The 21152-nt window shown below is 73.2% G+C and carries 21 protein-coding genes; 11 read left to right on the forward strand and 10 right to left on the reverse strand.

Features of this window, described 5'->3' with window-relative positions:
• Positions 1 to 28: 28 nt before the first annotated feature.
• On the reverse strand, positions 29 to 1327 hold the full coding sequence (locus BLT76_RS22700) for a choice-of-anchor P family protein (RefSeq protein WP_090860588.1): 1299 nt from the start codon (positions 1325 to 1327) through the stop codon (positions 29 to 31).
• A gap of 212 nt (positions 1328 to 1539) precedes the next feature.
• Here BLT76_RS22700 and hutH point away from each other — a divergent pair, with 212 nt between their 5' ends.
• Positions 1540 to 3111 carry a histidine ammonia-lyase gene (hutH, locus tag BLT76_RS22705; protein ID WP_090860589.1) on the forward strand — a complete coding sequence of 524 codons (1572 nt, stop codon included), beginning with the start codon at positions 1540 to 1542 and terminating at the stop codon, positions 3109 to 3111.
• Entirely contained in the window at positions 3108 to 4751 is a 1644-nt protein-coding gene (hutU, locus tag BLT76_RS22710; protein WP_090860590.1) for a urocanate hydratase, read from the forward strand. The genes hutH and hutU overlap by 4 nt, the downstream gene beginning before the upstream one ends.
• A 7-nt stretch (positions 4752 to 4758) precedes the next feature.
• Here the strand turns inward: hutU and BLT76_RS22715 are convergent, their stop codons facing one another.
• A complete protein-coding gene (locus BLT76_RS22715) occupies positions 4759 to 5979 on the reverse strand; it encodes a hypothetical protein (RefSeq protein ID WP_090860591.1) in 1221 nt (406 codons plus the stop codon).
• Between the two features lie 214 nt (positions 5980 to 6193).
• Between BLT76_RS22715 and BLT76_RS22720 the strand changes: the two genes are divergently transcribed.
• Entirely contained in the window at positions 6194 to 7222 is a 1029-nt protein-coding gene (locus tag BLT76_RS22720; RefSeq protein ID WP_170867213.1) for a M48 family metallopeptidase, read from the forward strand.
• Entirely contained in the window at positions 7219 to 7485 is a 267-nt protein-coding gene (locus BLT76_RS22725) for a hypothetical protein (protein WP_090860593.1), read from the forward strand. The genes BLT76_RS22720 and BLT76_RS22725 overlap by 4 nt, the downstream gene beginning before the upstream one ends.
• Before the next feature lie 15 nt (positions 7486 to 7500).
• Here BLT76_RS22725 and BLT76_RS22730 read toward each other — a convergent pair whose 3' ends face one another.
• Positions 7501 to 8100, reverse strand: a complete 600-nt coding sequence (locus BLT76_RS22730) for a TetR/AcrR family transcriptional regulator (RefSeq protein WP_090860594.1) — start codon at positions 8098 to 8100, stop codon at positions 7501 to 7503.
• A gap of 106 nt (positions 8101 to 8206) precedes the next feature.
• Here BLT76_RS22730 and BLT76_RS22735 point away from each other — a divergent pair, with 106 nt between their 5' ends.
• The 3 genes from BLT76_RS22735 to BLT76_RS22745 all read left to right on the forward strand — a co-directional run bounded on the left by BLT76_RS22735 (position 8207) and on the right by BLT76_RS22745 (position 10551).
• The gene (locus tag BLT76_RS22735) at positions 8207 to 8974 is read left to right on the forward strand and encodes an SDR family NAD(P)-dependent oxidoreductase (RefSeq protein WP_170867214.1); all 768 of its coding nucleotides are present in this window, start codon (positions 8207 to 8209) and stop codon (positions 8972 to 8974) included.
• 67 nt (positions 8975 to 9041) lie between these two features.
• Complete coding sequence (locus BLT76_RS22740; RefSeq protein WP_090860596.1) at positions 9042 to 9332, forward strand: DUF1330 domain-containing protein; 291 nt, start codon at positions 9042 to 9044, stop codon at positions 9330 to 9332.
• A gap of 58 nt (positions 9333 to 9390) precedes the next feature.
• Complete coding sequence (locus tag BLT76_RS22745; RefSeq protein WP_090860597.1) at positions 9391 to 10551, forward strand: glycosyltransferase; 1161 nt, start codon at positions 9391 to 9393, stop codon at positions 10549 to 10551.
• Here the strand turns inward: BLT76_RS22745 and BLT76_RS22750 are convergent.
• The 7 genes from BLT76_RS22750 to BLT76_RS22780 all read right to left on the reverse strand — a co-directional run bounded on the left by BLT76_RS22750 (position 10548) and on the right by BLT76_RS22780 (position 17193).
• Positions 10548 to 11414 (reverse strand): HpcH/HpaI aldolase/citrate lyase family protein, encoded by an 867-nt coding sequence (locus BLT76_RS22750; protein WP_090860598.1) that lies wholly within the window; start codon positions 11412 to 11414, stop codon positions 10548 to 10550. The two genes, BLT76_RS22745 and BLT76_RS22750, sit on opposite strands and share 4 nt — an antisense overlap.
• 1 nt (position 11415) lies before the next feature.
• Positions 11416 to 12516, reverse strand: coding sequence for an HpcH/HpaI aldolase/citrate lyase family protein (locus BLT76_RS22755; RefSeq protein WP_090860599.1), 1101 nt, complete (start codon positions 12514 to 12516; stop codon positions 11416 to 11418).
• Between the two features lie 24 nt (positions 12517 to 12540).
• Positions 12541 to 12927 (reverse strand): cyclic nucleotide-binding domain-containing protein, encoded by a 387-nt coding sequence (locus BLT76_RS22760; protein WP_090860600.1) that lies wholly within the window; start codon positions 12925 to 12927, stop codon positions 12541 to 12543.
• A gap of 190 nt (positions 12928 to 13117) precedes the next feature.
• Positions 13118 to 13624 (reverse strand): DnaJ family domain-containing protein, encoded by a 507-nt coding sequence (locus tag BLT76_RS22765; protein WP_090860601.1) that lies wholly within the window; start codon positions 13622 to 13624, stop codon positions 13118 to 13120.
• A gap of 82 nt (positions 13625 to 13706) precedes the next feature.
• Positions 13707 to 15164 carry an MFS transporter gene (locus tag BLT76_RS22770; protein ID WP_090860602.1) on the reverse strand — a complete coding sequence of 486 codons (1458 nt, stop codon included), beginning with the start codon at positions 15162 to 15164 and terminating at the stop codon, positions 13707 to 13709.
• On the reverse strand, positions 15161 to 16477 hold the full coding sequence (locus BLT76_RS22775) for a M20 family peptidase (RefSeq protein WP_090860603.1): 1317 nt from the start codon (positions 16475 to 16477) through the stop codon (positions 15161 to 15163). Before BLT76_RS22775 ends, BLT76_RS22770 begins: the two co-directional genes overlap by 4 nt.
• A 110-nt stretch (positions 16478 to 16587) precedes the next feature.
• Complete coding sequence (locus tag BLT76_RS22780) at positions 16588 to 17193, reverse strand: nitroreductase family protein (RefSeq protein ID WP_090860604.1); 606 nt, start codon at positions 17191 to 17193, stop codon at positions 16588 to 16590.
• Between the two features lie 10 nt (positions 17194 to 17203).
• Here BLT76_RS22780 and BLT76_RS22785 point away from each other — a divergent pair, with 10 nt between their 5' ends.
• The 4 genes from BLT76_RS22785 to BLT76_RS25985 all read left to right on the forward strand — a co-directional run bounded on the left by BLT76_RS22785 (position 17204) and on the right by BLT76_RS25985 (position 21139).
• Positions 17204 to 18430 (forward strand): allantoate amidohydrolase, encoded by a 1227-nt coding sequence (locus tag BLT76_RS22785; protein WP_244509532.1) that lies wholly within the window; start codon positions 17204 to 17206, stop codon positions 18428 to 18430.
• The gene (locus tag BLT76_RS22790) at positions 18427 to 19743 is read left to right on the forward strand and encodes a formimidoylglutamate deiminase (RefSeq protein ID WP_090860606.1); all 1317 of its coding nucleotides are present in this window, start codon (positions 18427 to 18429) and stop codon (positions 19741 to 19743) included. Before BLT76_RS22785 ends, BLT76_RS22790 begins: the two co-directional genes overlap by 4 nt.
• On the forward strand, positions 19740 to 20924 hold the full coding sequence (hutI, locus tag BLT76_RS22795; protein ID WP_090860607.1) for an imidazolonepropionase: 1185 nt from the start codon (positions 19740 to 19742) through the stop codon (positions 20922 to 20924). The genes BLT76_RS22790 and hutI overlap by 4 nt, the downstream gene beginning before the upstream one ends.
• A 71-nt stretch (positions 20925 to 20995) precedes the next feature.
• Positions 20996 to 21139: a hypothetical protein gene (locus BLT76_RS25985; protein WP_170867215.1), complete on the forward strand. Its 144-nt coding sequence runs from the start codon at positions 20996 to 20998 to the stop codon at positions 21137 to 21139.
• The last annotated feature ends 13 nt before the right edge of the window (positions 21140 to 21152 follow it).

Below are 21152 nucleotides of genomic sequence, written 5' to 3' on the forward strand. Positions count from 1 at the left end.
CGACCGGCGTCGTCGGAGTGCAGGAGGATCAGCGGCCGCTGGGCATGATCTTCAGCTTGGCCTGGCCGAGGTTGATGATCCCGCCCTGGCCTCCCAGCAGGGTGATGCGGACGGCGGTGATCTCACCGCCGTTGCGGGTGATCGTCTTGACCAGGGTCTCGATCTTCGCGACGCCGGGGATCTCCAGGCCGTTCAGCTCCGGCAGGGAGTAGGTCTCGCCGTCGACGGTGATGCCCGCGACCTGGGACCCGCTGAAGTTGACCACCGGCTTCTTGCCCTTGGCCCGGGAGACGTTGACCCGGCCCTTGATCGCGTCGATCTTCAGCGCGCCGTTGCCGAGGTTGATGCTGCCGACCGAGGACTCCTCGAAGCCGCGCGACACCCGACGGCCCTGGATGCCGAGCTGCGAGGACCGGGCCACGCCGAGGTCGAGGATGCCGGGGAGGTCGACGCCCGCAGCGGAGGACGAGCGCACCTTCCCGTCCGTGCCCTGGCAGGGCATCGTGACCCGCTGGGTGCGGCCGGTGCCGACGATGCCGGTGAGCAGCTCGGTCTTGGTGGCGTTGGCCGAGCCGGAGAACAGGCCCGACTGGATGCCGCGGGTGATGTAGGCGACGGTGCGGCCCACGACCACGGTCGTCTTGGTCGGGATCAGGGTGATGGTCAGGCCGTTGGCCCGGGCCCGGGCGAAGTCCTTGCCCTTGCGGCGGAGCTGGTCGCCGATCGCGACCCGGAGCAGGCCCGGCACCACGATCGGCCGGTTCAGGGTGGGCAGCGGCAGCACCTGCGCCTGACCGCCCGGCGCGCGGAAGACCAGCTTGGCCAGCGTGGTCTCGGTGTCGGCGCGGTAGCCGGACTTCGTGGCGCTCGCCTTGGAGACCGACGTGACGCCCTCGATCGAGAGCCGCCCCAGCTGGGTCTCGGCCAGGACGATCTCGGCGACCTTGTGGACGGAGATCGACGCGACCTCGTTGGCGGTCTTGACGGTGCGCACGTTGGTGCGGACCCCCGAGATCCGGCCGAGGCCGGGGATCTGGACCTCGGCGACGTTGTTGCTGCGGTTCAGGCCGGTCTTGTTGGTGCAGCCGATCACCTCGAGCGCGGTGGCGCCGGACGCGGCCGGCACCTGCCCGCCGATGATGCGGGTGCCGTAGCCGTGGGCACGGAACGCGTAGGGGGTCGGCTGCTTCTTGGCCTTCTTCGGCTTGGCCTTGGCCTTCGCGGCCACGGACGTCTGGTCCGCGGGGCCCGCGACGGCGCTGGACGGAGCGGTCAGCACGGCGGCCGCGAGGACCAGCGCAGTGCCGAGAGGGATGAACCGGCGCATGGGGACTCCTAGATCGATCTCGGGTGGCGTGGCCCCACCCCCCACAGGAAGTCCGACGCCGTCGATGTCAGCCCAACGTGCCCGGGCTCGAAAAGTTACAAACGTGGTGTCACGGTCCAGGGAGAACGTGTTCCAGTCGCACGTCTCGGATCCGAGATGCAGAGGCGCCTCTCGTCCTGGCGGTCCAGGCGGGGCGGGCCTTGGATGGGCACATGCCCCCCTCCGTCACGGTCGACATCGGCCCCCTCTCGTTCGCAGATGTGGTGGCTGTCACACGCGACGCTGCCGCGGTAAACCTCGGCGACGACGCCGTCGACGCCATCGTCCGCGCCCGGAGGGTGGTCGAGGACCTCGCCGCGGCCGCGACCCCGTCGTACGGCGTCTCGACGGGGTTCGGTGCGCTCGCCACCCGGCACATCCCGGCCGCGCTGCGCGAGCAGCTCCAGCGCTCGCTGGTGCGCTCGCACGCCGCCGGGTCCGGTCCCGAGGTCGAGCGCGAGGTGGTCCGCGGGCTGATGCTGCTCCGGCTCTCGACGCTGGCCACCGGGCGGACCGGCGTACGGCTCGAGACGGCGCAGCTGCTGGCCGACCTGCTGACGCACGGCATCACGCCGGTCGTGCACGAGTACGGCTCGCTCGGCTGCTCGGGCGACCTCGCGCCGCTCTCCCACTGCGCGCTCGCGCTGATGGGTGAGGGGCAGGTGCGCGACGCCGCGGGGACGCTGCTGCCGGCCGCCGAGGCGCTGGCCGCCGCGGGCCTGGAGCCGGTCGAGCTGGGTGCCAAGGAGGGGTTGGCGCTGATCAACGGCACCGACGGGATGCTCGGGATGCTGGTGCTGGCGATCGAGGACCTGCGCCGGCTGCTGCGCACCGCCGACGTGGCCGCGGCCATGTCGGTCGAGGGCCAGCTCGGCACCGACCGGGTCTTCGCCCCCGAGCTGCAGGCGATCCGCCCGCATCCCGGCCAGGCCCTCTCGGCCGCCAACCTGACCGCGGTCCTGCGCGACTCCGGGGTCGTCGCGTCCCACCGCGGTCCGGACTGCAACCGGGTCCAGGACGCCTACTCGCTGCGCTGCGCCCCGCAGGTGCACGGCGCGGCCCGCGACACCGTCGAGCACGCAGCGCTGGTGGCCGGGCGCGAGCTCGCGTCCGCCGTCGACAACCCCGTGGTGATCTTCGCGGCGGGGGTCCTCGGGGGCGGAGCCCCCGGGCGTGTGGAGTCGAACGGCAACTTTCACGGGGCGCCGGTCGCCTACGTGCTCGACTTCCTGGCCATCGTCGCGGCCGACGTGGCGTCGATGAGCGAGCGTCGTACCGACCGGTTCCTCGACCGGGCCCGCAACCACGGGCTGCCGCCGTTCCTCGCCCACGACCCCGGCGTCGACAGCGGCCTGATGATCGCCCAGTACACGCAGGCCGCGATCGTCTCCGAGCTGAAGCGGCTGGCGGTGCCGGCGTCGGTCGACTCGATCCCCTCCAGCGCCATGCAGGAGGACCATGTGTCGATGGGGTGGTCGGCCGCCCGCAAGCTGCGCCGCTCGGTCGACGGTCTGACCCGGGTGGTGGCGATCGAGGTGCTCACCGCAGCCCGGGCGCTCGACCTGCGCCGCCCGCTCGAGCCGTCGCCGGCCACCGCCGCGGTGATCGACCTGCTGCGCGCCGCCGGTGTCGAGGGCCCCGGCCCCGACCGCCACCTGTCCCCCGAGATCGAGACCGCCGTCGGCCTCGTCGCCTCGGGCGCCGTCCTGTCCGCTGTGGAGCACGTGATCGGAGAGCTGTCGTGAGAGAGGTGCGCGCCCCGAGGGGCACGACGCTGAGTGCCGGGTCCTGGCAGACCGAGGCGCCGCTGCGGATGCTGATGAACAACCTCGACCCCGAGGTGGCCGAGAACCCGGCCGAGCTGGTCGTCTACGGCGGCACCGGCAAGGCCGCCCGCTCCTGGGAGGCGTACGACGCCATCGTCGCCTCCCTGCGTTCGCTGGCCGACGACGAGACGCTCCTCGTGCAGTCGGGCAAGCCGGTCGGCGTCATGCGGACCCACCCCTGGGCGCCGCGGGTGCTGATCGCCAACTCCAACCTGGTCGGCGACTGGGCCAACTGGGAGGAGTTCCGGCGGCTGGAGGACCTCGGGCTGACGATGTACGGCCAGATGACCGCCGGCTCGTGGATCTACATCGGCACCCAGGGGATCCTGCAGGGCACCTTCGAGACCTTCGCGGCGGTCGCCGACAAGCGGTTCGGAGGGACCCTGGCCGGGACGATCACGGTCACCGCCGGCCTCGGCGGGATGGGCGGCGCACAGCCGCTGGCCGTCACCATGAACGACGGCGTGGCCATCTGCGTCGAGGTCGACGAGGCCCGGATCCAGCGCCGCATCGACCACCGCTACCTCGACGTACGCGCGTCGTCGCTGGACGAGGCGCTGGCGCTGGCGGTCGAGGCGCGCGACGCGCGACGGCCGCTGTCGATCGGGCTCCTCGGCAACGCCGCGTCGGTGCTGCCGGAGCTGGTCGAGCGGGGCGCGCCGGTCGACATCGTCACCGACCAGACCTCGGCGCACGACCCGCTGTTCTACCTGCCGGCGGAGGTGCCGTTCACGGAGTGGGCGGAGCGCCGTACGGCGGACCCGGTCGCCTTCACGGCCGCCGCGCGGGCGTCGATGGCGACCCACGTGCGGGCGATGGTGGAGCTGCAGGACCGCGGCGCCGAGGTGTTCGACTACGGCAACTCGATCCGCGACGAGGCGCGGCAGGGCGGCTACGACCGGGCGTTCGCGTTCCCCGGCTTCGTGCCGGCCTACATCCGCCCCCTGTTCTGCGAGGGCAAGGGGCCGTTCCGCTGGGCCGCGCTCTCCGGCGACCCCGCCGACATCGCCGCGACCGACGAGGCGATCCTGGCGCTGTTCCCCGACAACGAGCGGCTCCACACGTGGATCCGGATGGCCCAGGAGCGGGTCCACTTCCAGGGGCTGCCCGCGCGCATCTGCTGGCTCGGGTACGGCGAGCGCCACCTGGCCGGCCTGAAGTTCAACGAGATGGTGGCCAGCGGCGAGCTGAGGGCGCCGGTCGTCATCGGCCGAGACCACCTCGACTGCGGGTCGGTCGCGTCGCCGTACCGCGAGACCGAGGCCATGCTCGACGGCTCCGACGCCATCGCCGACTGGGCCATCCTCAACGCCCTCGTCAACACCGCCTCCGGCGCCACCTGGGTGTCGTTCCACCATGGCGGCGGCGTCGGCATGGGCCGCTCCCTGCACGCCGGCCAGGTCGTCGTCGCCGACGGCACCCCGCTGGCCGCCGAGAAGATCGAGCGGGTGCTCACCAACGACCCCGGCATGGGCGTCATCCGGCACGTCGACGCCGGCTACGACCGGGCGCGCGAGGTCGCTGCCGAGCGGGGGGTGCGGGTGCCGATGAGGGAGTAGCCGGCCGTCAGGGCCGGAGGCGGACCTTCAAGGACCGGCTGTGCGAACCCAGGACCCCTGCCGAGCCGGCGACGACGGCGACCACGCGCTGCGCCCCGGCCTTGCGAGGTGTGAGGCGGATCCGGGCCACGCCGGAGGCGCCGACCCGTCCCGACCCGAGGACCGCGCCGAATCTGCCGCCACGGAGGACCTCGCGGACGCGCACCCGCTGCCGGTGGGCCGGAGAGACCCGGACGACCGCAACGCCGTGTCCCCGGGCGGTACGACGGACACGGAGGCCGACAACGGAGAACACCCGCACGGCGACACTCTTCTCCGACCAGGTGTAGGGCCGGTCGGCCGCGCTCCCGTAGCTCCAGCGGTAGCGGGTGCTACGCGAAGGCCGCACGGTGGTGGAGGCGGTTCCGTCCGCGGTCGTCCGCAGGGTGGCGACGACCCGTTCGCGGGCTGAGCCCGACGGCCGCGCCCACAGCTGGACCGGGGCGCCGGCCAGCTCGGCCTCGCCGCCGTTCCAGACCTTCGTGCGAAGCGTCACCGCCTCGCCGTAGGAGATCGGGTCCTCGGCCGGGCCGTTCAGCGTCGGGCGTCGGAGGCCGCGAAAGTCGGTCACCGTCGTGCCCGACGCGGTCCCGACCACGACATCGTCGATCTCGAGACCGCCGGACCGTTCGCCCCGGCAGCCGGTCCCGACGACGATGAGAGCGGATGGGTAGTCGTGATCCGGGCGGCTACGGAGGAACTCGTCGACCGTCGCCACGTCGAGGAGCTCGTCCTCGTCGTCCAGCCACGTCAGCTCGGGCTGGACCAGGAGGTCGATCTCGGACCCGCCGTCAATCCCCGCGTCCGTGATCGATCCGCTCCCGGTGATCCCCGCGAGAGGGATCTCGACCCGGACCGTGAGGTCGCCCGGCACGTAGGTCCGCAGCGCCACCCGATAGGTCGTCAGCGCGTCGAGCATCGGCACGGCGTGGGCCAGCGCGAGGGTCCCTTCGTGGCCCGGGGAGAGCGCCAGGGCGTCCTGGGTGAAGTAGTAGTGCGGCTCGCCGACCGCGTTCGGCGGTGTCGAGCAGACGTCCAGCCGGGACGTGAACCCGGGTGGCAGGTCGGTGTTCTGGCCACCGCGCCAGATCTCGACCCGCGGGGCGGGCGCGGGGTCGGCGCCGGCCGGGACGGTGCCGAGCAGGCTGGACAGGACCAGCAGGACGAGGGGGGCGGCACAGCGACGCACGAGGGATCCTCCGAGAAGGGAGTGGGGGTTCAGGGACCGTAAGCGGTCGAGGGCCCGCCTGTCCGCGGAACGCCGTACGCGGGAGGTGTCGTTCAGCTCCCGCGGGCGGTGAGCTGCGCGGGCCGTGCGTGGGGGGCGACCCTGGAGCTGGTCGGTTGCGCCGCGCTCCGGTGATCCGTCTGCGGGGCCTGTCCCGGTGTGTCAGGGTGACCCCGTGACCAACCAGCCGGCGCGCGGACGCGTCGTACTCCGGGACATCAGCTCGCGGGCGTGGGAGCACCCCGCCGACCGGGGTGCGCTGGTCGCGCTGCGCAAGCTGAAGGGCTTCGACACGGTCCTGAAGGCGGTGTCGGGGCTGTTCAACGAGCGGGCGGTCCGGCTGGTCTTCCTGGGCTCCGCCGTCCGGGCCGACGAGCGGCAGTTCGCGACGCTGCACCGGCTGCTGGGCGAGGTCGCGGAGACCCTGGACGCGCCCGACCTGCCGGAGCTCCCGGAGCTGTACGTCGCCGCCAACCCGGTGCCGAACGCGCACACGCTCGGCATGAACAAGCCGTTCATCGTGCTCACCTCCGGCCTGGTCGACCTGCTGGAGGAGGACGAGCTGCGGTTCGTCCTCGGCCACGAGCTCGGCCACGCGATCAGCGGGCACGCCGTCTACCAGACCCTGCTGCAGCGGCTGCTGACCCTCTCCGGGGTCTTCGCGTCGATCCCGATCGGCGGGCTGGGCATCCGGGCCATCGTGGCGGCGCTGCACGAGTGGTCGCGCAAGGCCGAGCTGTCGGCCGACCGGGCCGGGCTGCTGGCCACCCAGGACCCCGCGACGGCGTTCCGCGTGCACATGAAGCTGGCCAGCGGCGGGCTGCTCTCCGACCTCGACCAGACGGCGTTCTTCGCCCAGGGTCAGGAGTACCTCGAGTCCGGCGACCTCCGAGACTCGGTCCTCAAGCTGCTGCTCATCGAGAACCAGACGCACCCGTTCGCCGTCGTACGGGCTGCGGAGCTGCGGCGCTGGGTCGACTCCGGGGACTACACCGCGCTCCTCGGCGGCGCCTACCCCCGCCGCGTCGACGACGCCACGGCGACGGTCACCGACGCGGCCCGCGACGCGGCCCGCAGCTACTCCGAGACGTTCCAGCAGAGCCAGGACGCCGTCGGCAAGCTGGTCCACGACGCGGCCGGCTTCCTCGGCAGCGCCAAGGTCTGGTTCGACGAGCAGGTCCGACGGGCCCGCGGGACCGAGTGAGCCTCCGCGAACTCTTCGACCGGCTCCCCGAGGGCTGGTCCGAGGTCGCGTACGACGGCCGCCGCTACGGCGTGACCCGCACCGTGCGACTCGGCGGGCGCCAGCAGAGCGTGTACGCCGAGGAGCTGGGCGGGACGGACGTCGTCAGCGCCAACCTCTACCTCCCGCGCGACGGCGAGGAGGCGTTCCGGCCCTGCGAGATGCCGGCCCGGAAGGTGGTCGCGTTCCTGACCGGTCTGGACGTGTCGACGCCGGGCTCGTGAGGTCGGCTTGTCGGATCAGGACGTCGGCCAGGCCGCCATCGCCAACTCCGCGGTGTCGGTGAGCTCGGCCGCCGTGGCCCCGTCGCGAGCCCGCTGCGACATCCCGTGGAGGACGGTCGTGAAGTACGACGCGAGCCTCGCCGGGTCGGTCGACGCCGGCAGCTCGCCGTCCTCGCGGGCGGTCGTGAGCCGCTTCTCGAAGGTCGCGACGTCGGCGTTGCGCAGGTCACGCATGTAGGTGGCGACGTCGACGTCGGCCGCGGCCGCGCTACACAGCAGGTTCCCGGCGGGGGTCTCGGGGTCGGTGTACATCGCGGCCGCGTCGATCAGGACGCGACGGAAGGCGTCGTACGCCGTGGGCTCCCTCGCCATGGCGGCCCAGACGAGCTCGCCGGCCGGAGACCGGCCGTACGTCTCGACGACCTCGTTGAACAGCGACCTCTTGTCACCGAACGCCGCGTAGAGGCTGCCGGGTCGGATGCCCATCTCGCGGGTCAGGTCGCTGATCGAGGTGCCCTCGTAGCCGTTCTCCCAGAACAGCCGGGTCGCGGCCTCCAGCGCCGCCGCGCGGTCGAAGCTCGGCGGTCGGCCGCGTCGCGTGTCCGGAGGGCTCATCCCTTCATTCTAGAGCGATCGTTCCAGAGTTCGTTACACCTTTCTTGGTCGAATGCTCAACAAGACGTAGTCTCACCTTGAACGATCATTCAAAAAAGGAGAGATCATGTCAGGACCACTGCAGGACAAGGTCGCTCTCGTCACCGGCGGGAGCCACGGCATCGGCCGGGCGATCAGCGAGCGCTTCGCCCGGGACGGGGCGATCGTCGGGCTCGGCTTCGGCCACGACGAGGCGGCGGCGCGGGAGGCGGTCGAGCGGATCCGCGAGGACGGCGGGCGCGCCTTCGCCGTACCCGCCCAGCTCGGTTCCCGCGGCGATGCGGTCCGCCTCTGGGAGGCCTTCGACGCGGCGAGCGGGAACCAGGTGCCCGACGGACGGCTGGACATCCTCGTCAACAACGCCGCTGCGGGGAACTTCGCCCGGCTGGCGGACCTGACCGAGGAGGACTTCGACCGCCTGGTCGCGGTGAACGTGAGGGCGCCGTTCTTCGTCACCGGGCTCGCCCTGCCGCGCCTGCGCGACGGTGGCCGGATCGTCAACATCTCGAGCCGCGCGGCGACCGTCGCGAGCCCGGAGCTGATCGCCTACGGCACCACCAAGGGTGCCCTCGACACGTTCACCCGCCACCTGGCCCAGGACCTCGGCCCGCGCCGGATCACGGTCAACGCGGTCTCGCCCGGCGTCGTCCTCACTCGCAACAGCGACTACCTGGTGGCGGATCCGGAGCTCACGGCGCAGGCGACGGCACGCGTCGCACTGGGTCGGCTCGGGGAGTCCGACGACGTGGCGAGCATCGTCGCCTTCCTGGCCTCCGACGACGGTCGGTGGGTGACCGGTCAGGTCGTCGACGCCTCGGGTGGCACCGCGCTCTGACCGGGCCCCCGCGCCCGTGCAGCGGCCTCGCGTCGTCGCCGGCCCGCCGGCGCGGCAGGATGGACCCATGAGCGCCTACTGGATCAGCATCTACCGGGAGATCCTCGACGAGTCGAAGCTGGGGGCGTACGCCACCCTCGCCGGTCCCGCCCTGGAAGGGGCCGGCGGCACCTTCGTCGCCCGCGGCTTCCCCGAGCAGGTCTACGAGTCCGGGGAGTCGACCCGGACCGTCGTCATCCGCTTCGACTCCGTCGACGCGGCCCGGGCCGCCCACGACAGCCCGGCGTACCAGGAGGCGCTGGCCGCGCTCGACGGCGGCGCGGTGCGCGAGATCCGGATCGTGCCCGGGCTCGACTGACCTCGGGTTCCCCAGTTTCGGGGCTGCGCCGGCGGCCCGGGACGGGGACGATGGGGCGATGCGCGTCCTCGTCGCGTCCACCGCGGGGTCCGGCCACTTCGGACCGCTGGTCCCCGTGGCCCGGGCCTGCGCGGAGGCCGGCCACGACGTGGCGGTGGCGGCGCCCGCGTCGTTCGCCGACGAGGTCACCGGGGCCGGTTTCGTGCACCTGCCCTTCGCGGACGTGCGGCCCGAGGTCCTCGGCAAGGTCATGGGTCGGCTGCCGTCGCTGTCCACCGAGGACGCCAATCGGGTCGTGGTGGCGGAGGTCTTCGGCCGCCTCGACGCCCAGGCCGCGCTGCCGGGCGTCGCCGCGACGATCGAGGAGTGGCGGCCGGACGTCGTGCTCCGCGAGCCGACCGAGCTCGGCTCGCTCGCGGCGGCGCTCGCGGCCGGCGTCCCGCAGGTCGTGGTGGCGGTCGGGGTCTCGTCGCTCCTCGCGCGGGTCACGGATCTGCTGGCCGAACCGCTGGCCGAGCTCGACGAGCTCGCCGGGCTCCGGCCGGGCGCCTGCTCTGCTGCGATCCGCGCCGGCACCACCCTCACCAGCGTGCCGGCCGTGCTCGACGAGGCGATCACCTCCGAGGTCCCGTACGACGGCCCCGTGATCCGCTACCGCGTCCCCCCGGCCACCGGCCCCGGCCGGCTGCCCGGGGAGTGGGGCGATCCCGACCATCCGCTGGTGTACGTGAGCTTCGGGTCGGTGGCCGCGGCGCTCCCGCCGTTCGCCCGGGTCTACCCGGCGGTGCTGGAGGCCCTGGCCGACCAGCCGCTGCGGGTGCTCCTCACGACCGGCCGCGGCGTCGCGCTCGACACCCTCGTCGTCCCGCCGAACACCCGGGTCGAGCAGTGGTGGCCGCAGGACGACGTGCTGCCCCTCGCCTCGGTGGTGGTGGGCCACGGCGGCTTCGGGACGACGATGGCCGCGCTCGGGGTGGGGGTCCCGCAGGTCGTGCTCCCGCTGTTCGCGATGGACCAGTTCGTCAACGCCGACCACGTGGCGGCGGTGGGCGCCGGCATCGAGCTCCTCGGGGGCGTGGACGCGGTCGGCGACCTGCCCGCAGCGCTCTCGACCGTGCTCGCCGACCCCCGCCACCGGCAGGCGGCCGGCGCGGTCGCCGACGCGATGGCCGCGCTGCGGCCGGTCGAGGACGCCGTGCGGATCCTCGAGAGGATCTAGGCGTCCAGTGCCCGGATGGCCTCGTGGATGTCGAGCGTGCGCCGGGCCGACTCGACGTGCAGGTTCTCGACCATCCGGCCGTTGAACGTGACGACCCCGGAGCCCGCCCCGTCCTCCCAGGCCTGGATGAGCCCGCGCGCGTCGGCCACCGCCTGCTCGGACGGCGCGAAGGCGGCGTTGGCGCCCTCGACCTGGCCGGGGTGGATGAGGGTCTTGCCGTCGAAGCCCATCTCGCGGCCCTGGCGGCACTCGGCGAGGAAGCCGTCGGTGTCCTTCACGTCGTTGTAGACGCCGTCGACGATCGCGATCCCGGCGGCGCGGGCGGCGAGCAGCGCGGTGTGCAGCGACGGCAGGATCGGCGCACGACCGGGCACGTGCTCGGCGTACAGCTCCTTGACGAGGTCGTTCGTGCCGAGAACCAACACGGCCAGCCGCTCGGAGGCGCGGGCGATCGCGAGGGCGTCGAGGATGGCCACCGGCGTCTCGATCATCGCCCAGAGGCGGGTGTGCTCGGGCGCGCCGGCGGCCTCCATCGCGGCGACCAGGCCGCGGACCTCCTCCGCGCTGTTCACCTTGGGTACGACGATCGCGTCCGGCCCGGCCTGGCTGGCCGCGACCAGGTCGTCGTCGTGCCACTGGGTGCCGATCCCGTTGACCCGGATCGTCAGCTCGCGGCGGCCGTACTCGCCGGAGCGCACGGCGGCCACGGCCGCGGCCCGCGCGTCCACCTTGGCGTCCGGGGCGACCGCGTCCTCGAGGTCGAGGATGACTCCGTCGACGGGGAGGGTCTTGGCCTTCTCGAGCGCCTTGGCGTTGGAGCTCGGCATGTAGAGCACCGAGCGGCGGGGACGGAACTCGCTCATCTCAGGCCTCCTCGGCGATCGCGTCGTACTGCTTCTTCAGCTCCGGGTCGATCGCGGCCAGCTGCTCGGCCAGCTCGACCATCACCAGGCACTGCTTGAGGGAGGCGTCGTCCTCCATCTTGCCGTCGAGCATCACCGCGCCCGTGCCGTCGCCCCCCAGAGCAGACATCGCGGCGACCACCCGGCGCGCGTGCGCCACGTCCTCGACGCTGGGGCTGAACACCTGGTTGGCGATGGCGATCTGCTTGGGATGCAGGCTCCAGGTGCCGACGCAGCCGAGCAGGAAGGCGTTGCGGAACTGGTCCTCGCACGCCGTCACGTCGGCGATGTCGCCGAACGGGCCGTAGTAGGGGTAGATGCCGTGCATGGCGCAGGCGTCGACCATCCGGGCGATCGTGTAGTGCCAGAGGTCCTGTTGGTACGTCGGCCGGTGCGCGTCGGGCTGGTCCGGGTTCGGGTCCTGACGCACGAGGTAGCCGGGGTGTCCGCCGCCGACGCGGGTGGTCTTCATCCGCCGGTCGGCGGCCAGGTCGGCCGGGCCGAGGCTCAGGCCCTGCATCCGCGGGGACGCGCCGCAGATCTCCTCGACGTTGGCGACTCCGCGGGCGGTCTCGAGGATCGCGTGCACGAGGATCGGCCGGTCGAGCCCGGCCTTGGCCTCGAGCTGCGCGAGCAGCCGGTCGACGTAGTGGATGTCCTCGGCGCCCTGGACCTTCGGCACCATGATCACGTCGAGCTTGGCGCCGATGGCGGGCACGAGCGTGGTCAGGTCGTCGAGCGCCCAGGGGCTGTCGAGGCTGTTGATCCGGGTCCACAGCTGGGTCGGCCCGCTCTGCCCACCGAGATTGGCGGTCTCCGACGCGATCCTCACCAGGCCCTCACGGGCCGCCAGCTTGTTGTCCGCCTTGACCGCGTCCTCGAGGTTGCCGAGCAGCACGTCGACGCGGCCGACCATGTCGGGGATCTTGGCGGCCATCTTCGGGTTGCTCGGGTCGAAGAAGTGGATCGCCCGGCTCGGGCGGGCCGGGATCTCCGTCGGGGGCGTCGGCGCACCCACCGCCAGAGGTCGGAAGAAGTCCTTCGCGCTGCGTGATCCGCTCATGCGCGGGAACGTAGCAGCGGGTGGTTACCCGCCGGTATGACGTATCTCTCGGCGGGCCAGGACCACGTCGTCGAGCGCCGCCCGGAAGGCGGGCAGCTGCTCGCTGAGCCGTCGTACGGCGTCGTCGGTGAGGTGGAGGAGCTCGAGCGGGGTCAGCGCCACGATGGTCGCCGTGCGCAGGGTGTGGTTGACGATCGCCGTCTCGCCCATGATGTCGCCGGCGCCGAGCCGGGCGATCTCCTCGCCGCCGCGGCGTACGGAGACCTCGCCGGACAGGATGATGTAGGCCTTGTCGGCCGGGGTGGACTCACCGATGGGCGACCAGCCCTCCGGAAGTCTGAGCCGGGTCGCGGCCGCGCTGATCCGCGCGACCTCGGGAGGCGTGAACGCCTCGAAGAACGAATCTGCCATCTGCCTGTGCCTCTCGGAGCCGGGGCTCCCTCCCGGTTCCCATACTCGCGGTACGGGCGCCGTTCGGCCAGAGGTGGTCCGGGTGACGGTCGGCACGTCGCGGGCCGCGCCTCCCGGGCGGTGAGCTGTCCACCGTCGGGTCGGCCGGATCCGTGGACCACTCACCGCCGCCGCGGCGCAGGCCGACACGTCAGCGGCGGCGCTGCCACCAGCGGCGTCGGGGCGGCTGCGCCGCCTGCGTCGTACGGCGGGCCGCGGCCCGCTCGGCCCGGCGCTCCCGCCAGGCCGCGACGGTCGCCTCGAGGTCGCGCGGCATGGTGACCAGGGGCGGTCCCTCGGGCAGCCGGTAGCGGGCCGCGACCACCCGCTGGTTGAAGTCCTCGACCGCGGCCCGGACCTCGCGCTCGCTGGCGATCGTGTCGAGCCGGTCGTCGAGCTCGTCGTCCTCCTTGCGCAGCTGGACGCTCGGCGGCAGGACCACGAGGCGCTCGCGCTCGACCAGCTTCTTCACCCACCAGTCGGGGTCGTGGCTGCTGCCGAGATCGCCGATCGGCTTGCCGGCGCCGGGCAGGTCGTCGAAGTCGCCGCGCTCCATGGCGACCCGGATCTGCTGGTCGACCCAGGTCTGCTGCTGGGCGATCCGCGCGGCGGCCGCGGCGCGGCCGGTGCGCTGGTCGGTCTCGCGCTCCTCGCTCATGCCCTCCGAGGATAGTCCGTCACACCGTGGTTGCTTACTGGTCGGTAACCAACCCTGGTGTGGCGGACTACCCCGACGGCCCTCAGACGACGACCGGGCGCTCGACGTCCTCGTCCTCGGCGACCTTCGGCATCATCAGCAGCACGCCGGCGGCGATCAGCGAGGCCACGGCGCAGACCGCCCAGACGGTGAGGTAGCCCGACAGCGGGGCCTTGCCCTCGTCGGGCCCGTCGAGCGAGCCGGTCGCGGTCAGGGCGATCGCGAAGACCGCGGAGGCGATGGCGCCGCCGACGGTCTTGGTCGCGTTCGTCATGCCGGTCGCGAAGCCGGTGCGCTCGGGCGGGGCGCTGGCGGCCGCGGTCGCGGGCAGCGCGGCGACCAGGGCGCCCGAGCCGAGGCCGATGACCGCCATGTTGGTGAGCGCCTGCGCGGTGGTGTCGTGCATCGCGAGCCACATGCCGTAGCCGAGCGCCACCAGCAGCGACGAGGCGACCAGGGCCGCCCGCGGGCCGAGCAGCCGGCTGCTCAGCGGCAGCGTGAAGGCGCCGATGGCCAGGAAGATGACGTAGACGCCGATCAGCGTGGACACGAAGCCCGAGCTCGCCCCGAGGCCGTAGCCGGCGGAGTCCGGGTCGGTCTGGGCGAAGGTCGAGAGCGGGATCTGGGCGCCGAGCACCGACATACCGAAGAGGAACGCGGTCAGCTGCACCGGCCACTGGGCCGCCGACGAGAGCAGGCGTACGTCGATCAGCGGCTCGTCGAGGCTGTTCTCGTAGCGCACGAACGGGACCAGGACCGCGAGCCCGGCCAGGACCAGCAGCCAGGCGACGACGCTGCCGGCGCCCTCCAGCCGGACGACGACCAGGCCGGCCATCACCAGGCCGAGCGCGGCGGTGATCAGCGCGAGGCCGCCGTAGTCGATGCCGCCGCTCGCCTCGCCCGGCGCGTCCTCGATGCCCCACCAGATGAGCCCCAGGCAGATGGTCACGACGATCGCCGGGAGCATCAGCAGCACGGTCATCGAGGTGGCCTCGACCAGGGCGCCGGAGGTGAGCGCTCCGACGATGACCGACAGCTCCAGCGCGCCGACCAGGATCGCGGCCGAGCGCCGGGTGAGCCGGGTCTGCTGACCGGTCCCCGCCGTACGGCGATAGATGATCGCGACCTCGAGCGGCAGCCAGACGACGTACGCGCCCTGGATGGCCCAGCCGATGAGGAAGGTCGTGAAGTTGGGCGCGAAGGCCAGCACCCAGGAGCCGAGCGCGGTGACCGCGGTCGAGAGCAGCAGCACCTTCTTGTGGCCGACCAGGTCGCCGAGCCGGGCCAGCAGCGGCACGCAGAGCGCCGAGACGATCAGCTGGGCGGCCTCGAACCAGTTGACGTCGCCCTCAGGGATGCCGAGGTGCTCGGCGATGTCGGGGTAGATCGGCGTGTAGTAGCCCTGCAGCACCCCGCTCGCGACCTCGACGCAGACCAGGAAGCCGACGATGGCGAAGAGGCCGTGCACCGGCTTCAGGCCGGTGCTGGAGGTCTGGGTCACTGCGGGAGCCTCTCGATCAGGTGGCGGTACCAGCGGACGCCGTCGAGGAAGGCGTCGACCCCGAGGTGCTCGTCGTACGAATGGATCGCCTGGCGCTGCGCCTTCGTCATCCGGAACGGGGCGAACCGGTAGACGCGCTCGCAGATCGCCGTGAAGTGGCGGGCGTCGGTGGCGGCCATCATGACGTACGGCGCGGGCACGGCGTCGGGGAAGATCTCGCTGATCGAGCGCTCGATCAGCTCGAAGGCGTCGTCGCGCGGGGAGATCGGGCTGGGCTCGTTCTGCTCGACGACGCTGATCTCGACCTGGTCGTCGCCGATCGCCTTCCGCACGTGCTCCAGGACGCCGGCGACGGTGTCGCCGACCATGATCCGGATGTTGACGCCGGCCTTGGCGGTGCCGGCGATGACGTTGAGGGCGGGGCTGCCCGACAGCGTGGTGACGGCGAACGTCGTCCGCGCCATCGCGGCCGGCTCCGGCCCGGCGGCCAGCAGCGCGCGGGTCAGCAGCGGCTTGATCCGCTCGGCGCCGGCCATCAGCGGGCGCAACGGCAGCGGGGCGTGCGGGGCCATCCGGCGGAACAGCTCGAGGGTCGGCTCCGGGACGCTCGCCGGCATCGGGCTCCTCTCGAGCCGGGTGATGGCGCGGGCGATCCGGGCGGTCGGGCCCCACTTCGCCGGGGTGCTCGCGTGCCCGCCGCGGCCGGTCGCGGTCAACTCGAAGGACGTCACGCCCTTCTCGGTCACGCCGACGACCCCGATCGGGGCGCCGACGCCGGGGAAGGCCTCGCTGGCGATCGCGCCGCCCTCGTCGAGCACGAACCAGGGCCGTACGCCGCGCCGCGTCAGCTCGTCCACCGCGAGCCCGGCCGCCACGCCGGCGATCTCCTCGTCGCAGCCGAAGCTCAGCCAGACGTCCTGGGCGGGGGTGTGTCCGTGCTCGAGCAGCGTCTCGACCGCCTCGCAGATCCCGGCCACGCAGCCCTTGTCGTCGAGGGTGCCGCGGCCCCAGATGCTGCCGTCGACGATCTCGCCGGAGAACGGCGGGTGCTGCCACTCGCCCTCCACCGGGACGACGTCGAGGTGGGCCATCAGGACGACCGGCCGGGCGTCGGCGGCGCCGGGCCAGCGGAAGAGCAGTCCGTGGGTGTGGATCCGGGTCAGCTCCAGCCGCTCGTGGAGCAGCGGGAACTGCCGCTCCAGCTCCTCCAGCAGCCGGTCGAACGCGTCGGTGTCCACCAGTTGCGGATCGCGGTGGCTGACCGTCGGGATCCGGACCAGCGCCTGCAGCTTCGCGACCGCCCTGTCATCCATGGGCGGCACGTTACTTCTCGGGCGCCGTACTTCTCCCTCGCCGCTCTCGGATCCGAGACGGCCGGGCGGGGTGGCGGCTTGTGGCCCTCGGGTCCGGGCGGTCTGCTGGGTCAGTGACCCCAGCTGCCCCGGTGGACGACCTCGTCGAGGGGCCTCCTGCGTCGGCGGGCCGGGGAGCCCGGGGCCCCGCCGTCGGCCGGGTGACCCAGGGTGATCACGCCGATCGGGTCGTGGTCGTCGGGGATCCCGAAAGCCCGTCGTACGGCGTCGTCGGCGTGCGGGGGGACGCCGAAGAAGCAGCCGCCCAGCCCCGCGTCCACCGCGGTCTGCAGCACCAGCAGGCTGGCCATCGCGGTGTCGAGGTGCCAGAACGGCATCGGCCAGCGGGCCTCGTCGCGGTCGGTCCAGCCCTTGTCGGGCCGGGCGTAGCGGTCCAGGTAGGCGGCCTTGCTGCTGCACGGGACGATCACCACCGGCGCGGTCATCATGCCGCGCAGCCAGCTGTCCGGCTCCTGGTCGAGGTCGGCCGTGGCCGCCCAGAAGCGCCGTACGTCGTCGGGGGTGTCGAGCACCAGGAACCCCCAGCCCTGGCTGAACCCGGCGCTCGGCGCCCGGGTCGCGTTGGCCAGGGCCCGGTCGACGAGGGCCGGGTCGACCGGCTCGTCGGTGTAGCGACGGACCATCCGGCGGCGTCGTACGACGTCCTGGAACTCCATGGAGGAAACCTTGCCCGATGACTTCGAGGCCATGTGGTCCGACCTCACACCGGTCGGCCGGTCGACCACCAGTGGGGGCTACTTCCGCCAGCCGTTCCTGAGCGCCGAGCGGGAGCTGGCCGCGTGGTTCGTCGAGCAGTGCGCCGCCCGGGGCCTGCGGGTGGAGACCGACGGCTTCGGCAACACCGTGGGCTGGTGGGACGTCCCGGCCCCGGTGGTTGAGGAGGTTGCGCAGCAACCGTCTCGAAACCCCCGCAGCCCCACCGCCGGCGCCGTCCTGACCGGCTCCCACCTCGACTCGGTCCTCGACGGCGGGGCGTACGACGGCCCGCTCGGCGTGGTCTCCGCGCTGGCCGCCGTCGACCTCCTGCGCGAGCGCGGCGTCGTCCCGTCCCGACCGCTCGGCGTCGGGGTGTTCGCGGAGGAGGAGGGCTCGCGCTTCGGGCTCGCCTGCCTCGGCTCGCGGCTGGCGACCGGGGTGCTCGCGTGGGAGGACGCCCGGACGCTGACCGACCGCTCCGGGATGGCGCTCGCGGACGTCGTACCCGGTGGGTCGTCGTCGCTGCTCGCGGACGTGGGGACCTTCGTCGAGCTGCACGTCGAGCAGGGCCGCGACCTGGTCGACCGCGACGCGGCGGTCGGGGTGGCGAGCGAGATCTGGCCGCACGGGCGCTACCGCGTCGACGTCACCGGGGCGGCCAACCACGCGGGGACGACCCGGATGGAGGACCGGGCGGACCCGATGCTGACCTTCGCGATGACCGCCCTCGCGGCCAACAAGCAGGCCCGGCTCTCGGGGCAGCGGGCGACCTTCGGGCGGGTGTCGGTGGAGCCCAACGGGACCAACGCGGTGCCCTCCCGGGTCACCGCGTGGCTCGACGCCCGGGCATCGTCCGACGACGCGCTGGCCGCGCTCGTCGAGGTCGTGACGCGGCAGGCCTCCGAGCGCGCGGCGCGCGACGGCACGGCGGTGGCGGTCACTGCCGAGTCGGTCTCGGCGTCGGTGGCCTTCGACCCCGCGCTGGCCGCCGCGCTGGCCGACCCGCGCGGCTGGCCGGTCATCCCGACCCAGGCCGGCCACGACGCCGGCATCCTTCAGGCCGCGGGGATCCCGACCGCGATGCTCTTCGTCCGCAACCCGACCGGCGTCTCCCACTCGCCGCTGGAGACGGCCGCCCTGGCCGACTGCCTGCTCGGCGTGGCCGCGCTCGCCGACGTGCTCGAGGGGCTGCTGTGACGGCGTACCTGCTCGAGCGGGCCTGGATCGGCGACGCGGTCGTCGACGACGTGCGGGTCGAGATCGAGGGTGGGCGGTTCACGGGGGTGGATGTCCTACTTCCCCGGTTCACCGGGAAAGTAGGACATCGCCTCCCCGGCCTCACCCTCCCCGGCCTGGCCAACGCCCACAGCCACGCGTTCCACCGGGCGCTGCGCGGACGGACCCAGCGCGGGGGCGGGACGTTCTGGACCTGGCGCGAGCAGATGTACGACGTCGCCGGGCGGCTCGACCCGGACTCCTACCACCGGCTCGCGACGGCCGTCTTCCGCGAGATGGCCGCGGCGGGGATGACGACGGTGGGCGAGTTCCACTACCTGCACCACCAGCCCGACGGCACGCCGTACGACGAGCCGCACGCGATGGCGCTCGCGCTGGTCGAGGCGGCCCGGACCGCCGGGATCCGGATCGCGCTGCTGGACACCTGCTACCTCAGCAGCGGGTTCGGGGCGCCCCCACGACCGGCGCAATTGCGCTACTCGTGGGGCTCCGCGGCCGTCTGGGCCACACAGACGGCGCAATTGCGCCGGTGGGGGGAGGCGCAGCCGCACGTCGCGGTCGGCGCGGCCATCCACTCGGTGCGGGCCGTGCCGCGCGCGGACCTGCCGACCGTGGTCGAGGCGGCGCGGGGCGGGCCGCTGCACGTGCACCTCAGCGAGCAGGTGCAGGAGAACGACGACTGCCGCGCGGCGTACGGCGTCACCCCGACCGCCCTCCTGCAGGAGGCGGGCGCCCTCGGTCCGGACACCACCGTCGTGCACGCCACCCACCTGACCGACGCCGACGTCGAACGGCTGGGGACGACGGGGACCACCGTCTGCATGACACCCACCACCGAGCGCGACCTGGGCGACGGCATCGGTCCGAGCCGGGCGCTGCACGACGCGGGCGCCCGGCTGAGCCTCGGCAGCGACAGCCACGCGGTCGTGGACCTGTTCGAGGAGATGCGGGCGGTCGAGCTCGACGAGCGGCTGGCCACCCAGCGGCGTGGCCACTGGTCCGCGGCCGAGCTGCTGGCGGCCGCCACCCGCCACGACAGCCTGGGCTTCGCGGACGCCGGCCGGATCGAGGTCGGCGCCCGCGCGGATCTCGTCACCCTCGCCACCGACACCCCGACCACCGCCGGGACCGGCGCCGACGAGCAGACCGCCGTCTTCGCCGCGACCGCGGCCGACGTGACCCACGTCGTGATCGACGGCCGGGTCGTGTACGACGGCGACCGCGCCGCGGTCGGCCGGGCCCTCCACGACGAGATCCAGAGGCTGATGGGATGACCGCCACCCTGTTCACCGGCATCGCCGAGCTGGTCACCAACGACCCCGAGGCCAACGACGCGGGGGCCACCGATCCCGGGGCCGACGACCTGCTGGGCGCGATCGAGCACGCCGCGCTCGTCGTCGAGGGCGGGAAGGTCGCCTGGGTCGGCCCGGCCCGGGACGCCCCGGCCGCGGACGCGTCGTACGACGTCGCCGGCCGGGCGGTGCTGCCCGGCTTCGTCGACTCGCACAGCCACCTGGTCTTCGCGGGCGACCGATCGCGGGAGTTCGCGGCCCGGATGGCGGGTGAGTCGTACGCCGCCGGCGGCATCCGCACGACCGTCGCCGCGACCCGGGCCGCCACCGACGAGCAGCTGACCGCGCACGTCGCCCGGCTGGTCCGGGAGATGCAGCGCCAGGGCACCACGACCGTCGAGATCAAGAGCGGCTACGGCCTCACGGTCCGCGACGAGGCCCGCAGCCTCGCGGTCGCGCGTCAGTTCACCGACGAGACGACCTTCCTCGGCGCGCACGTGGTCCCCGACGGCGACCCGGGGGAGTACGTCGACCTGGTCACCGGCCCGATGCTCGAGGCCGCCCGCCCGTACGCCCGCTGGATCGACGTGTTCTGCGAGGAGGGCGCGTTCGACGAGGACCAGGCGCGGACCGTCCTGGCGGCGGGCGCGGCCGCCGGGCTGCGCGGACGGCTGCACGCGAACCAGCTCGGCCCCGGTCCCGGCGTACGCCTCGCGGCCGAGCTGGGCCTGGTCGCCGTCGACCACTGCACCTACCTCGCCGACGCCGACGTCGACGCGCTGCGCGACAGCGGCACCGTGGCCACCCTGCTCCCGGGCGTGGAGTTCTCGACGCGCCAGCCCTACCCCGACGCCCGCCGGCTCCTCGACGCCGGCGTCCGGGTCGCGCTGGCCAGCGACTGCAACCCCGGCTCGTCGTACACGAGCTCGGTCCCGTTCTGCATCGCGCTGGCCGTCCGCGAGATGGGGATGACGCCCGCGGAGGCCGTGCACGCCGCGACGTACGGCGGGGCCGCGGCCCTCGACCGCGACGACGTCGGCCGGTTGACGGTCGGCAGTCGGGCCGACTTCTTCGCGATCGACGCCCCGAGCCACGTGCATCTGGCCTACCGGCCGGGGGTGCCCCTGGTCGCTGGCACCTGGGTCGGAGGCCGTCCGATCTGAGGTAGGCGGACAGCCGGTCTAAGGCACCAGCCCGATGTGCGCGCCTACCTCAGGCGACGAACCTCGGGGACATGACCGACAACACCGCCTTCCTGAAGTCCGAGCTCGCCTACCGCACCCACCGGATCAAGACCGGGGTCGTCGGCCGTCGCCGTGGCCATGTCCGCACCCCGTGGTCCCGCCGACCGGCCGACGCGAGCGACGACGCCCGCTGAAAAAGGTGACCGC

Source organism: Nocardioides lianchengensis (genome assembly GCF_900101465.1).
Lineage (GTDB): Bacteria > Actinomycetota > Actinomycetes > Propionibacteriales > Nocardioidaceae > Nocardioides > Nocardioides lianchengensis.